Raw genomic sequence first — 15213 nt, forward strand, 5'->3', positions numbered from 1 at the left:
ATGAGCACAACATTCATTCACGACAATTTTTTATTAGAGAATAAATACGCAGAAGAATTATACCATAATTATTCTAAAAATCAGCCTATCATTGATTACCATAATCATTTGTCGCCGCAGTTTATTGCTGAGGATAAAATTTTTGACAATGTAACAAAAGTTTGGATCAATGGCGATCATTATAAATGGCGTGCGATGCGTACTTTAGGGGTGAACGAACAATTTATTACTGGTAATGGTTCTGATAAAGATAAATTTTTGAATTGGGCTAAAACAGTTCCTTACACCATGCGTAATCCTTTGTATCATTGGACGCATTTAGAATTGGCTCGTTATTTTGATATCTACGATTTGTTGAATGAAAAATCAGCAGAGAAAATATACGAAGCCGCTTCTGCCAAAATCAATTCGCCACAATACAGCACACAAAATTTACTTCGCAAAGTGAATGCTGAATTGGTGTGTACTACCGAAGATCCGATTGACAATTTGGAGTACCACCAACAATTAAGTAAAAGTACTTTTGAAGTAAAAGTAAGTACGGCATTTAGACCAGACAAAGCGATTTTAATTACTGCGGAGGGTTATAATGACTACATCAATACTTTAGGAGAAGTAGCTGGTGTTTCTATCAATTCGTATGCGGATTTGTGTACCGCACTTCGAAACAGAATTGACTATTTCGACAAAAACGGATGCAAATTATGTGATCATGGTTTGGATCAAGTCTATTTTGAGAATTATACCGAAAGTGAAGTCAACGCGATTTTCAAAAAGAAAAGGGAAAACGCTGCACTAACTACTGAAGAAGCATTGAAATTCCAAAGTGCGATTTTATTTTTCTTATTTGAAACCTATCATGAGTTGGGTTGGGTACAACAATTGCATTTGGGAGCTTTACGAAATAACAATGCACGTATGCACCGCATATTAGGTCCTGACACAGGTTGGGATTCTATTGGAGATTATCCACAAGCACAAAAACTATCAGGATTTTTAAACGCCTTAGATAGCAAAGATAAATTGGCTAAAACTATCATTTACAATTTGAATCCAGCCGATAACGAAGTGATGGCAACGATGATTGGAAATTTCAATGACGGTAGCGTGAAAGGGAAAGTGCAATTTGGTTCTGGATGGTGGTTTTTAGATCAAAAAGACGGAATGACCAAACAATTGAATGCCTTATCAAACATGGGTTTAATTAGCTGTTTCATCGGAATGTTAACCGATTCCCGAAGCTTTTTATCCTTCCCAAGACATGAATATTTCAGACGTATTTTGTGTAATCTTTTAGGAGACGAAATCCAAAGAGGGGAATTGCCAAATGATATGGAATGGATTGGTAAAATGGTAGCTGATATCAGTTACAATAATGCAAAAGAATACTTCAAATTTTAATTGGTACATTACTTAAATTTTGAAAACTCTTTTTAAACTATAGATTATGAACAAAGTAGTCACTTTTGGCGAAATCATGTTGCGCCTTTCCACAGAGAGTCATTTGCGTTTTGAACAAGCAAAGGGGTTTACCGCTACTTATGGTGGTGGTGAATTTAATGTAGCGGTTTCATTAGCAAATTATGGAATTGATGCCGAGTTTGTAACTCGCGTTCCCAACAATGAAATTGGCATGTGCGCAGTAAAAGAAATGCGAAAAATGAATGTGGCTTCTCAAAATGTACTTTTTGGGGGCGACCGTTTAGGAATCTATTACTTGGAAACTGGTGCTGGAAGTAGAGCCAGTAATGTGGTGTATGACCGTGCTCATAGCGCCATGGCATCGCTCGAAAAAGGAATGATTGATTGGAAGAAAATTTTCAAAGGAGTGACTTGGTTTCATTGGAGCGGCATTACACCGGCTATTTCAGATTCAGCTGCTAAAGCCTGTTTGGAAGCTGTAAAAGTAGCTCATGAGTTGGGTTTGACCATTTCTTGCGATTTGAATTACAGATCAAAATTATGGCAGTATGGAAAAACTCCTGCTGAGGTAATGCCTGAATTATTACACTATACCAATGTGATATTAGGAGATATTGACACGGCTTTTTTTATGTTAGGTCAAGCCAAGGTAAATCCAGATTATCAGGATACGAATTCATTGCCTGTTGTTTACGATAGGTTATTTGATTGGTGTCCCAATTTAAAAACAGTGGCAACAACCTTACGCTATTCGGTAAGTGCTTCACACCAAAGAATAGGCGGAATCTTGTATGATAAAAAAGCAATTTATAATTCCGTGGTTAGAGAGGCTACTCCAGTGGTGGATCGTGTTGGAAGTGGAGACGCTTTTATGGGCGCCTTGATATACGGATTGATTTCACTGCCTGACAACAAACAACGTATAGTTGATTTTTCTGTAGCAGCTTGCTCATTAAAACACAGTATCGCTGGGGATTATAATTTGGTTACCCTTAAGGAAGTTGAAAACATGATAGATGGCGACGGATCGGCGCTAGTTTCAAGATAAAATAGAATATGAGTACAATACAAAAAATAACAGACGCTATCATTCAACAAGGCATGCTTCCATTGTATTACAATGAAGATGAGAATGTTACAATTGAAGTGTTAAGAGCCATTTATAGAGGTGGAATCAAAGCGGTAGAATACACGAGTAGAGGTGAGGCAGCTTTGCGAAATTTCACCAAAATGATTGAAGTTCGAAATGCAGAAATGCCCGATTTATTATTAGGAATAGGAACCATTAAAAACGTGCAACAAGCCACTGCTTATTATAATGTTGGCGCTGATTTTTTTATCAGTCCGGGATTTGTTACTGAAGTTGCTTCATTTTTGATTGGAAAAGGCGCTTTATACAGCCCAGGTTGTATGACGCCAACAGAAATTATTGCGGCTGAAAATGCGGGAGTAACTTTTATAAAATTATTCCCTGGTAATAAGTTAGGTCCTGATTATTTGAGTAGTATTAAGGCTATTTTTCCAAAATTGGTGTTTATGCCAACAGGAGGAGTAGATACTACACACGAAAATATCGAATCTTGGTTCAAAGCCGGAGTTTCAGCAGTGGGGATGGGCAGCAATTTAATCAGCAAAAAATTAATGGATGATCAAGACTATGCCACTATTGAATCAGAAACAAAAAAAGTATTGCATTTAGTTCAATCCGTTAAATCAAATTTAGAAGTAAAAAAATGAATTTTAATAAACAACTTTTGACTTTTTAAATATTTTAAAATAAAAATTGATTAATACATAAAATGTTGAATTAAAGATATAAAAATGGAAAAATTAAACAGAAAAAGTACAGGTTTAGACAATCGATTGCCCATTAAAGTGGTTCAATTTGGAGAAGGTAATTTTTTGAGAGCCTTTGTGGATTACGCTTTTCAAAGATTAAACAATGAAGTGGATTTCAATGCGGGTATCGCAGTTGTTCAGCCATTGAAGGAGGGTATGGTAAATCTAATTAACGATCAGGATGGTTTATATACGCTGTTTATGAACGGCATCAAAAAAGGAGAAAAAATTCAAGACATCCAGTTGATTTCCAATATCGTAAAAGCGATTAACCCCTATAGTGATTTTGCAGATTATTTGGCATTAGCTAAAGAAGAGGAGCTTCAGTTTATTGTTTCAAACACAACCGAAGCTGGAATTGAATTTTTGGATTCAGATACTCCAGATATGCAGCCACCAGCAGCGTTTCCTGCTAAATTAACCGTTTTATTGCTCGAAAGATTCAAACATTTCAATGGAGCTACTTCAAAAGCAGTAACTATTATTCCTTGTGAATTGATAGATTACAACGCTGAGACATTAAAAAAATGCATCTTACAATACTGTGATTTATGGAATTTAGACGCTGCATTTGTTAAATGGGTTTCAGAAGATTGTACCTATCACAGTACTTTGGTTGACAGAATCGTTCCGGGATACCCAAGAGCTGAAATTGAAGAGTACAACAGCAAATTAGCGTATCAAGACAGCTTAATTGTAGCTGCTGAACCCTTTTTCCTATGGGCTATTGAAGGAGGAGCAGATTTGAAAGCAAAATTGCCATTCGATAAAACCGATTTAAACGTGAAGATTGTTGACGATATTCGTCCTTTCAAAATGATTAAAGTTCGTATTTTGAATGGCGCTCATACAGCAATGGTGCCTGTTTCTCTTTTATTTGGAAATGAATTAGTTATGGAAACCGTTAATGGAGATTTTACAGGACCGTTTGTCGATAAGGTAATCGCTGAAATTAGCGAAACGCTACCGATGGATAAAAATGAAATTACGGCTTATGCGGAAGAGGTTATGGATCGATTTAGAAATCCATTTATCAAACATGCATTAGCGGATATTGCTTTAAATTCAATTTCAAAATTCAAAGTAAGAGTTTTACCAAGTTTGTTAGGGTATTATTCTATTACTAAAAAATTACCTACCAGTTTGACTTTTTCATTAGCTTGTTTGATCCAATTTTATAAAGGAACTTGGAATAATGAAGCTTTACCGGTAAAAGATACTCCGGAATTAGTTGAAGCATTAAAAAAAGCTTGGGAATTAGTAAATAAAGAATCAGTTGTTGCAGCAGTTTTAGCAAATACCGATTTCTGGGATGAAGATTTAAACAAGGTTGAAGGACTTTCACAAGCTTTAGTGCAAGCTTTAAATGAAATTGAAGCCAATGGAATTCAGCAAGGTTTTGAAAATTTTAGTAAATAATAATTAAGTTGGTTCAATAATCAATAAAAAGAGAATAGCATGCAAAAAAAATTAATCAAAGTCAACCCAACCGATAATGTAGCGGTAGCATTAGTGCCTCTTGTTTCGGGAGAAAATATTTTGTTTGAAGGAGAAAATCTAAGTATTCTTTCTGATGTAAAAGCCAAACATAAAATTGCCTTAGTCGATTTGAATATTGGCGACCGAATTATCATGTATGGCGTTTTAGTTGGAAAAGCGAGTCAGCTTATTGCCAAAGGGGATTTGCTTTCGACTATAAATGTAAAACACGAAAGTGATAAAGTAACTGGTAAAACCGAAACCATCGGTTGGACTGCCCCTAATATTGATAAATGGAAACATAGAACTTTTCTTGGATATCATAGAGAAGACGGGCAAGTAGGCACTGAAAATGTGTGGTTGTTTTTTCCATTGGTTTTTTGCGAAAACAGAAACATCGAAATCTTAAAAGATATTTTCGAAAAAGAATTGATGAAACCTAAAGAAAACGATTATCAACTGTTACTTCGTTCATTAGTCAATGCTGAAAATGGAGGTGATGCCAATCAAACCAAATCAAAAGAGCCAGATCTGTTTCAGAATATACAAGTTAAATTCATTACTCATCAAGGTGGTTGCGGTGGAATAAGGCAAGATTCACATAGTTTGGCAAAATTATTGGCGGGCTATGTAAACAATCCTAATGTTGCAGGGGCTACCGTTTTGAGTTTGGGCTGCCAAAATTTGCAAATCCAAATTTTCAAAGATGCCTTAAACGAAATTAATCCAAACGCAACAAAACCTGTTCTGATTTACGACCAACAATCTATTGGAACCATCGAAGCCATGTTGAGTAGTGTAGTAAAAGATTCTTTTGAAGCGATTAAAAAAGCCAATCAACAAGAAAGAAAACCAGCGCCTTTATCGAAACTGAATATTGGTTTAGAATGTGGAGGTTCGGATGGTTTTTCGGGAATTTCTGCCAATCCAACTTTAGGTCAAATGTCCGATTTAATTGCGGCTTTAGGAGGTTCAACCATCCTTTCTGAGTTCCCAGAATTATGTGGCGTAGAACAAGAATTAGTGAATCGTTGTCAAGATGAAAAAGACGGAAAACGATTCTTAGAATTGATGCAATGGTATGAAAAATCTGTAGTTGATGCGGGTTCAGGATTTGACATGAATCCATCGCCAGGAAATATTAAAGATGGATTAATTACCGATGCAATGAAATCGGCAGGAGCAGCAAAAAAAGGTGGGACTTCTCCAATTGTTGGCGTTTCAGATTATGGCGAATACATTTCAAAACCAGGTTTAAATTTATTATGTACTCCCGGAAATGATGTAGAATGTACCACGGCAATGGTAGGCTCGGGTGCAAATGTCGTTTTGTTCACAACAGGTCTAGGTACACCAACCGGAAATCCAGTAGCACCAGTAATTAAAGTATCTTCCAATTCCGAGTTAGCCGCTAAGATGCCGGATATTATTGACATTGACACGGGAGGCATCATCAAAGGCGAAAAATCAATTGATGAAATGGCAGATGAATTATTAGAATTTGTCATTCAAGTTGCCAGCGGAAACATAAAAACGAAAGCAGCAATTTTAAATCAAAATGATTTTATCCCATGGAAACGAGGGGTTTCTTTATAAAAAATGAAAATTCAGAATTAGAATATTTGGGCGTTCCCCAAGGGTCGGGCTATCCGTTGCAATCTTTTTTGGTTTTTATTTTCATAAGAAATACAATGTAAAACACCACCAACTACCAACCAATAACCAATAACCAAAAAAGGATTTCCACTACTATCCCTAACGCAACATACGGTTTCAAAAGACATTTGTCAATAAAAGAAAAGGTGTAGTTTCAAAGCTATACCTTTTTATATATTAAGCCTTTTGGAAGATTTTCGCGTGAGTAGCTCAGGCACAAGAACAACTTTCTTTTCTATTTTTATATTTTCTTTATTATTAATTTGTTCCAAAAAAACTTTGGCTGCCATTTTACCCATCATCATGGGCGATTGGTCTATAGATGAGATAGATAACTCCATAAATTTTGTAAAAGGTTCGTTCCCAAAACCCACAACACAAAAGTCTTTTGGTATAGAAATGCCTTGCTCTTTTAATTCTTGAATGGCACCTAATCCTGCAAAATCACTCGAAGAAAAAATAGAATCAGGCGGATTATCTAGTGCTAACAATGTTTTGGTTGCATTAATTCCTGCATCAACACTACTTTTAGTTCTTATTACATAGTCTTCCTCAAAAATAATTCCATGATCAAGCAATGCTTGTTGGTATCCCTTAAAACGATTCTGAAAAATCTCAAGAGATTGATCGCCAGAAAGATGTGCTATTTTAGTACAACCTTCATCAATTAAATGTTTTGTAGCTATATAACCTCCCTCAAAATCATCAATTGTTACCGAACTCACGCCATCTACATTCATTTTTCTATCAAAAAAAACCAAAGGGACGTTGCTTTTTAATACCCGTTTAATCACTTGCTCATTTTCTGGACTCACATTGGAGATGGATATAAATACCCCATCAACTTGTGCGTTTAATAAGGTATTGATGTTTTCAATTTCTCGTTTGCTATTTTCATGAGTTTGACAAATGATGACATTATATTTATGAGGGTATAATTCTTCTTCAATTCCCCGAATGACAGAGGCAAAAAAATTACTGTCAATTCTTGGAACAATAACGCCAATATTGTTGCTTTTACCGCTTCTTAATGCTGCGGCCAATTTATTGTGTTTATAATTAAGTTTTGCGGCAGTTTCTTTAACAAGGTCGCAAGTAACTTTACTTATTCTCGGATTATTATTTAACGCTCTAGATACAGTGGCTGCAGAAATATTAAGTACTTGCGCTATATCATAAATTGTTTTCTTTTCACTCATTGTCTAAGTCCTTTTTTTCTGGTAAATGTAGCAAAAATAATAAATGTAGATTTTGAATCTTTAATTTATTTTTCATCCATGCAACAATTTGTTTACTTTTTTGAAATACGAATAAAAAAAAACTATTTTCTTTATAAATATCATTTTTTATTTGGTAAAACAAAATATAATTTTTATGTTTGCGCAATCGATTGCATTAAATGAAATAATGCCCTGCAATAGGACAATAATAGTACTAATTTTTTAATTATGAAGTTTTCAAATACATCCTTTAAAGTTTCTTTTTCGATACTTATCATGTTGCTCTTGATTTCGTGTGCTTCAAAATTGTCAAGTGAAAAAAAATCAAACTCCAATTGGGACCAACTCAACACTATTTTTAAAGACGTTCAACCTCCTGTTTTTCCTAATAAAACCTTCAACGTAATGGATTATGGCGCTGTTTCAGACGGGGTTTTTGATAATTCGGATGTTTTCAACAAAACAATCAAAACATGTTCAGAAAAAGGTGGCGGCATGGTTTTAATTCCAAAAGGAACCTATTTTACTGGACCAATTCATTTAGACAACAATGTAAATCTTCATCTAAACGAAGGAGCAGAAATAGTGTTTAGTACCAATCCAAAAGATTATCCTTTAGTTCATACCTCTTTTGAAGGAACAGAACTCATGAATTATTCGCCATTGATTTACGCATACAATAAAACAAATGTGGCAATTACAGGAAAAGGAATTTTAAATGGTAAAGCCAGTAAGGATAACTGGTGGCCTTGGTGTGGCAAAAGTATTTATGGCTGGAAAAAAGGGGATCCAATACAAAACGTGAAACAATTAATGGAGTCTGCCGAAAAAGGAATGGCTGTTAAGGATCGTGTTTTTGGCGATGGAAATTATTTGAGACCCAATTTCATTGAGTTTTTTGAATGTAAAAATGTACACCTCAAAGACGTTAAAATTGTAAATGCCCCTTTCTGGATCATTCATCCCATAAAATCAAATCATGTTATTATTGATGGAATTCATGTTGAAAGTCATGGTCCCAACAACGATGGGTGCGATCCGGAATATTCAAAAAATGTCATTATTCGCAATTGTACTTTTGATACGGGAGATGATTGCATCGCCATCAAAGCAGGTAGGGATTCAGACGGCAGAAGGGTTGCCATAAAAAGTGAAAACATTTTAATTCAAAATTGTAAAATGTTTGATGGTCATGGTGGTGTAACCATTGGAAGCGAAATTTCAGCCGGAGTTAGCAATGTTTTTGTAGAAAATTGCATCATGGACAGTCCAGAACTGGATAGGGCCATTAGAATAAAATCCAATACCCGACGCGGTGGTCTCATCGAAAATATTTATGTAAGAAACATAACCGTTGGTGAAGTCAAAGAATCGGTTTTGGGTATCGATTTGCACTATGGTGTTCATGGCAATCAAACGGGTACTTTTATGCCCATTGTTAGAAATATATTTATAGAAAATAGTACCATAAAAAACGGCGGTTTATATGGAATCTTAGCCAAAGGACATCAAGGATATCCGATAAACAACATCCGTTTTAATAATGTTAAAATAGAAAAAGTGGAAACAGATTATGCTATAGAAAATGTTGAAAATTTAAAATTTATAAACACCTATATCAATGGATCCTTGATGGAAAGTCCAAAAAAACAATAATCACCTATTAAATAACAAAAAAAAGAAAATTATGAGTATTAGAATTTTATTTAAAAAAAGAACTGAAAGTTTTTTTTCGTTTTTGGTTTTGATGTTCTTGCTTTATGGGCAAAGTGCATTCTCTCAAAAAATAGATGTTAGCGGCACCGTATTTGACGATACTGGATTGACATTAATTGGCGTTAACGTAGTCGAAAAAGGAACAAAAAATGCTGTAAGCACAGATTTGGATGGTAAATTTAAAATACAAGTATCAAGTTCAAAAAGTGTACTGGTATTTTCCTATATAGGATTTCAAGAATTGTCTCAAGTCGTAGATAACAAAAAAACGTTAAGTATTGTTTTGAAAAGTACCGCAGCCAAACTCGATGAGGTTGTTATTGGGTATGGAACCCGAAAAAAATCAGATTTAACAGGGTCTGTATCAGTAGTTTCTGGCGATGATTTGAAAAAAATCACTATGCCAAGCGTTGCAGAAACTTTAACAGGACGTATTGCAGGTGTAAGAGTAACCTCTGCAGAAGGGTCGCCAGATTCAGAAATTAGTATAAGAATAAGAGGTGGTGGTTCCTTAACTCAAGATGCGGCACCATTGTATATTGTGGATGGTTTTCCTGTAAATAGTATTAATGATGTTTCTCCTTCAGATATTGATAACCTGACCGTTTTAAAAGACGCTTCTTCTACTGCAATTTATGGTTCAAGAGGAGCCAACGGGGTAATCATTATCACTACCAAAAAAGGAAGCAAAAACGGTAAAGTGTCTGTAAGTTTTAATTCATTTTATGGAAATAAAAAAATGGCTAAAACAATTGATGTTTTAGATGCTCAAGATTATTCCAATTGGCAATACGAATATGCATTACTAAATAATATTTTGCCTTCTTATGTGAGTGCGTTTGGGGCTTGGCAACCAAATAAATTTACAAACGCAGCAACAACCAACTGGCAAAAAGAAATTTATGGCAGAACGGGAACTTCTCAAAGCAATGATTTAGGAATTAGAGGTGGTAACGAAAAAGTCAATTATAATTTCAATTATACAAGATATAATGAAAAAGCGATCATGCTTGGTTCTGATTTTACGAGAAATAATATCTCATTAAATTTAAAAAATAAAGCAAGTGATAAAATAGATTTGTCGTTTACTTTGCGTTATTCTGATACAGAAATTAGAGGTGGTGGAGCAAATGAAAAAAATGAAGTATCGTCTTCCGATTCAAGATTAAGACATGTTGTTGGGTATGCCCCAATTTCACTGCCTGGTGTAACAACTGACAATACGGATGAAGCAATTTCTTCTTATTTAGTGAATCCATTTGTGGCTGTTGCCGATAATGATCGTTTGCAAACCAGAAAAAACTACAATTTACTTGGAGCAATTTCATGGAGCTTAGCCAAAAATTTAGATTTTAAATCTGACTTTGGATTTGATAATTATTTTTATTCTGATAATAGATTTTATGGCCGTTCAACCTATTATGTGGACAATATTCCTTTAGCAGAAAATCAAGGGTTGTCTGCTCTTGTAACAAGCGACAGAGTGGATAATAAATTTAGATTTGCAAACACATTAAATTATGATTTCAAAGATTTATTAGGTAGCAAACACAAATTAAAATTACTTGTTGGTCAAGAAAACATTAATTATAAATCGACAACAAAAACAGAAACAATTCATGCTTTACCAAAATTATTTGATTTTGAAGACGCAATGAATCTAACCTCACAAGGAAAACCGCAGTCGGTTAATAATTTTGTAAATCCAGACGATAAATTAGTGTCATTTTTTGGTAGAGTAAATTATGATATTAATAATAAATATTTATTCACAGCAACCTATCGTGCTGATGGATCTAGTAAATTTTTAGGAAACTACAAATGGGGTTTCTTCCCTTCTGCAGCGGCCGCATGGAAAATTTCGGAAGAGGATTTCTTGAAAAACGTTTCATGGGTAAAAGCTCTTAAATTAAGAGTAAGTTATGGTGAGGCAGGAAATAATAATATTCCAACAGGGCAAACCTTGCAAACCTTTCAATCTACGTCATCGGCATGGATTAATGGCGTAACAAATTATTGGTCGGCGGCAAAAGTTTTAGCAAATCCCAATTTAAAATGGGAAACAACCATAACTCAAAATGTTGGTCTTGATTATGACTTATTTGGTGGAAAATTGAGTGGTACTGTAGAAGTTTATAAAAATTTAACTCAAGATTTATTAGTTCGATTCCCAGTTCCAGGAACAGGATATGATTACCAATTTAGAAACGTGGGAGAAATTCAAAACTCAGGTATTGAAGCTTCATTAAACCTTATTGCATTAGACAAAAAAGATTACGGATTGAGTTTTGGATTTAATGTAAGTTTTAATAAAAACAGAATCAATTCATTAGGCGAATTAGCTAATTTTGGACAAGCTACAAACTGGGCGTCAACGGCTATAGGAAATGATTTCGTTGTAAATGTTGGAGAACCAATTGGGTTGATGTATGGGTACCAAAATGATGGCCGTTATGAAGTGTCCGATTTCAATTATTCAGGTGGTGTATATACTTTGAAACCGGAAGTTGCAAATGCTTCTTCAGTTGTAGGTACTGTAGTTCCTGGAAGTATGAAATTGAAAGATATTAATGGTGATGGTGTAGTGAATATTCAGGATCAAACCGTTATTGGAAATGCCAATCCAAAACACACCGGTGGATTTGTAATTAATGCCAATTTGAAATCATTTGATTTGTCTGCCGCTTTTAATTATAGCTATGGAAATGATATTTATAATGCAGATAAAATTGAGTACACAACTTCAAATGTAAACGGTCAATATAGAAATTTAAGCACGCAAGCTGCAGGTGGCGTTCGATGGACCAATATTAATGCGGCAGGACAATTGGTAACAGACCCAACAGCGTTAGCGGCTCTTAATGCCAATACCACATTATGGTCACCCAATATGAACCGTTTTGTTTTTTCTGACTGGGCTGTAGAAGATGGTTCTTTCTTAAGATTAAATACTTTAACCTTGGGTTATTCATTACCAAAATCATTAATCGATAAATTGGGAGTTTCAAAATTCCGATTCTATTTAACCGGCAACAATATATTTGTATTAACCAAATATTCTGGTTTAGATCCAGAAGTATCAACAAGACGAGACACGCCTTTAACACCAGGTGTAGATTCATCTCCTTACCCAAGAAGCAGACAGTTTGTATTTGGATTAAATCTAAATTTTTAATAAATAAAATAATTTAATTATGAAAAAGATATTATTAATAACAACCCTATTGATATCAGGATTATTTACTTCCTGTAATGAATATTTAGACGCTCCGTCTGAATCTACTTTAGATGAATCAGTTATTTTTTCTAATCCAGATTTAGCAAAAGGTGCTGTGGATGGCATCAAAATTCCATTAGGAGAAACCAACTCATACAGAGGACGTTTTTTGCCTTGGTATGGACTCAATACCGACTCGGAATGGTATAATACTTCTGAATCAACTGCAGATGATAAGGCCGATTTGTGTACGTATGATACCAAATCGAATAACAGTCAAATGAATACGTCAAACAACGTTTGGGCTCAAATGTATGCCGGAATTGAACGTGCCAATATTTGTATTCGTGGCATTCGTAAATATGGAAACCCAACAACTAGTAATGAAATGGGATATTTATTGGGCGAAGCTTTAACTTTGAGAGCTATTTATTATGCAGATTTATTAAAAACTTGGGGCGATGTGCCTGCTCGTTTTGAACCAATTGATACTGAAACAATTTATTTGCCAAAAACCAGCAGAGATGTAATATACAAACAACTTATTGCAGATTTAGGCGAAGCTGCTACTTTAGTTCCTTGGCCTGGTCAAAGTGCCGCTACTTCTAGCGTTGAACGAATTAACAAGGCTTTTGTAAAAGGCTTGCGTGCTCGATTAGCAATGGTAGCAAGTGGTTTTCAACAATATCCTGATGGCATTAGAAGAAGTAACGATACCGAATTATCTGTGGCTGCTATGTATTCATTGGCTTTAAACGAGTGTACTGCTATCATTCAAAGTGGTTCAGCTCATTTAGAATCTTCTTTTGAAACTTTTTGGAAAAAATACAATCAAGAAAATATTGCAGCTGGTGGTGAATCTTTGTGGGAAATTCCATTTGCAGAAGGAAGAGGCAGAATGTTATTCACATTTGCTGTTGCACATGCCTCCATAGATCAATTTCAAGCCAATGGAACCAATAAAGGCGGAGTTGCAGGCCCTCTTCCTCACGTGTTTTATGATTATGATGTTGCAGATACTAGAAGAGATGTAACTTGTGTGCCTTATAGATATGGAACAGCAAGTAATACTGTATTAACAAACGGCTACCCAACTGCCAAACAACAATTAGGCGCTTTGAATAAATGGTATTTTGGTAAATACCGATACGAATGGATGAACCGTAGAGTAACTTCTACCAATGACGATGGTGTAAATAAAATTTATATGCGATATGCTGAGGTTTTATTAATGGCTGCCGAAGCTGCAAACGAATTACAAGGGCCAGCTGCAGCTGCAGATTATTTGAAACAAATTCGTAGAAGAGCTTTTGCACCTGCACAACATGCTGTAAAAGTAGATGGTTATGTTAATGCTTTGACTACCAAAAGTGCTATGTTTAATGCTATTGTTGACGAACATAAATTTGAGTTTACTGGCGAAATGGAACGTAAACAAGCATTGATTCGTTGGAATTTATTAAAAACAAAATTAGACGATGCAAAAAGTAAAATGTCTAGACTTCAACAACATACAGGTGAATATGCTGATGTAGCTTCAACTTTATATTTTAAATATAATGCGGACAATGTTACCTTAACCATTTATGGTTTAAATCATGGGGAGCTTACAAATCCTGGGGCTGGCTACACTTCTTTTGCATGGAATAGCTTGGTGGATACAAAAATAAATTCATTATACAAAGCTGGAGTAAATCCAGATAATAGACAATTTTGGCCAATTTGGTTGGTGTTCATTCAATCTAGTAATGGACAACTAACCAATGATTATGGTTATTAGTAGTTTGATTTGTTTTTATTAATAAAAAATGAGAGGTATATTTGTAAAATTAACCTCTCATTTTCATATCATAATTATGTATAAAAAAAACAGTTATTGCCTATTTTTTCTTTTGTTTGTTTTTACGAATGTAGTTGCTCAAATATATCAAATTCCGAATACAATAAAATGGTCTGAAAAAATGGCTTTGTCGATCATGAAACGACATCCTGAAGCCTATCAAATTGATGATAAAATTACGCCCAAATGGGATTATGTGCACGGTTTGGTTTTGAATTCTTTTCAAAAATTATATCAAAAAACAAATGATAAAAAATATTTTGACTATGTAAAAAATTATGCAGATGCAACCATTGATAGTCTAGGAATTGTAAAATCGTATCAATATGACAATTTTAATATCGATATGATTGCAGCAGGAAACATCCTTTTTGATTTGTATGAAACAACAACAGATGAAAGGTATTTAAAGGTAATGCAACAATTGAGAAATCAATTAAAAAATCAACCACGAACACAAAGTGGTGGTTTTTGGCATAAAAAAATATATCCAAATCAAATGTGGCTGGATGGCTTGTATATGGGCACACCTTTTTATACGCATTATACAACTCAATTTGAAAATGGAAAGAATTTAGATGATGTTGCCAATCAATTCAAAATAATACAAGCAAATGCAACTGATGCCACTACGGGTTTATTGTATCATGGATGGGACGAAAGCAAGCAAATGCTGTGGGCAAATAAAACAACTGGGTGTTCGCCAAATTTCTGGTCTAGATCCATGGGGTGGTACATGATGGCTTTAGTTGATGTTTTGGATTTTTTTCCAAAAGACCATCCAAGGCACAAAGAATTAGTAAATTATTTAACCCAACTTGCCG

General features: G+C 34.7%; 10 protein-coding genes. 9 read left to right on the forward strand and 1 reads right to left on the reverse strand.

Annotated elements, in window-relative coordinates:
• The 5 genes from uxaC (at window position 1) to B0A58_RS09645 (ending at window position 6336) form a co-directional block, all read left to right on the forward strand.
• Window positions 1-1401 (forward strand): glucuronate isomerase, encoded by a 1401-nt coding sequence (uxaC, locus tag B0A58_RS09625; protein WP_089080883.1) that lies wholly within the window; start codon window positions 1-3, stop codon window positions 1399-1401.
• A 46-nt stretch (window positions 1402-1447) separates the two neighbouring features.
• Window positions 1448-2470: a sugar kinase gene (locus tag B0A58_RS09630; RefSeq protein WP_089080884.1), complete on the forward strand. Its 1023-nt coding sequence runs from the start codon at window positions 1448-1450 to the stop codon at window positions 2468-2470.
• A gap of 8 nt (window positions 2471-2478) precedes the next feature.
• Window positions 2479-3159, forward strand: coding sequence for a bifunctional 4-hydroxy-2-oxoglutarate aldolase/2-dehydro-3-deoxy-phosphogluconate aldolase (locus B0A58_RS09635; RefSeq protein ID WP_089080885.1), 681 nt, complete (start codon window positions 2479-2481; stop codon window positions 3157-3159).
• Window positions 3160-3243: 84 nt separating this feature from the next.
• On the forward strand, window positions 3244-4680 hold the full coding sequence (locus B0A58_RS09640; RefSeq protein ID WP_089080886.1) for a tagaturonate reductase: 1437 nt from the start codon (window positions 3244-3246) through the stop codon (window positions 4678-4680).
• Window positions 4681-4719: 39 nt separating this feature from the next.
• Complete coding sequence (locus B0A58_RS09645) at window positions 4720-6336, forward strand: UxaA family hydrolase (RefSeq protein WP_089080887.1); 1617 nt, start codon at window positions 4720-4722, stop codon at window positions 6334-6336.
• Between the two features lie 230 nt (window positions 6337-6566).
• On the opposite strand, the gene B0A58_RS09650 is transcribed toward B0A58_RS09645, so the two are convergent.
• Window positions 6567-7595, reverse strand: a complete 1029-nt coding sequence (locus B0A58_RS09650; protein ID WP_089080888.1) for a LacI family DNA-binding transcriptional regulator — start codon at window positions 7593-7595, stop codon at window positions 6567-6569.
• A gap of 249 nt (window positions 7596-7844) precedes the next feature.
• Here B0A58_RS09650 and B0A58_RS09660 point away from each other — a divergent pair, with 249 nt between their 5' ends.
• The 4 genes from B0A58_RS09660 to B0A58_RS09675 form a co-directional block, all read left to right on the forward strand.
• Entirely contained in the window at window positions 7845-9272 is a 1428-nt protein-coding gene (locus tag B0A58_RS09660; protein WP_089080890.1) for a glycoside hydrolase family 28 protein, read from the forward strand.
• Window positions 9273-9303: 31 nt separating this feature from the next.
• The gene (locus B0A58_RS09665; RefSeq protein WP_089080891.1) at window positions 9304-12507 is read left to right on the forward strand and encodes a SusC/RagA family TonB-linked outer membrane protein; all 3204 of its coding nucleotides are present in this window, start codon (window positions 9304-9306) and stop codon (window positions 12505-12507) included.
• A 19-nt stretch (window positions 12508-12526) separates the two neighbouring features.
• Entirely contained in the window at window positions 12527-14329 is a 1803-nt protein-coding gene (locus tag B0A58_RS09670; protein WP_089080892.1) for a RagB/SusD family nutrient uptake outer membrane protein, read from the forward strand.
• A 28-nt stretch (window positions 14330-14357) separates the two neighbouring features.
• Window positions 14358-15213: glycoside hydrolase family 88/105 protein (locus tag B0A58_RS09675; protein WP_243389478.1), on the forward strand; the 856-nt coding region annotated here is incomplete at its 3' end.

The organism is Flavobacterium branchiophilum NBRC 15030 = ATCC 35035 (genome assembly GCF_002217205.1).
Taxonomy (GTDB): Bacteria; Bacteroidota; Bacteroidia; order Flavobacteriales; family Flavobacteriaceae; genus Flavobacterium; species Flavobacterium branchiophilum.

Coding starts and splice junctions, on each gene's coding strand:
- uxaC (WP_089080883.1), top strand. CDS start 1: ATGAGCACAACATTCATTCACGACAATTTTTTATTAGAGAATAAATAC.
- B0A58_RS09630 (WP_089080884.1), top strand. CDS start 1,448: ATGAACAAAGTAGTCACTTTTGGCGAAATCATGTTGCGCCTTTCCACA.
- B0A58_RS09635 (WP_089080885.1), top strand. CDS start 2,479: ATGAGTACAATACAAAAAATAACAGACGCTATCATTCAACAAGGCATG.
- B0A58_RS09640 (WP_089080886.1), top strand. CDS start 3,244: ATGGAAAAATTAAACAGAAAAAGTACAGGTTTAGACAATCGATTGCCC.
- B0A58_RS09645 (WP_089080887.1), top strand. CDS start 4,720: ATGCAAAAAAAATTAATCAAAGTCAACCCAACCGATAATGTAGCGGTA.
- B0A58_RS09650 (WP_089080888.1), bottom strand. CDS start 7,595: ATGAGTGAAAAGAAAACAATTTATGATATAGCGCAAGTACTTAATATT.
- B0A58_RS09660 (WP_089080890.1), top strand. CDS start 7,845: ATGAAGTTTTCAAATACATCCTTTAAAGTTTCTTTTTCGATACTTATC.
- B0A58_RS09665 (WP_089080891.1), top strand. CDS start 9,304: ATGAGTATTAGAATTTTATTTAAAAAAAGAACTGAAAGTTTTTTTTCG.
- B0A58_RS09670 (WP_089080892.1), top strand. CDS start 12,527: ATGAAAAAGATATTATTAATAACAACCCTATTGATATCAGGATTATTT.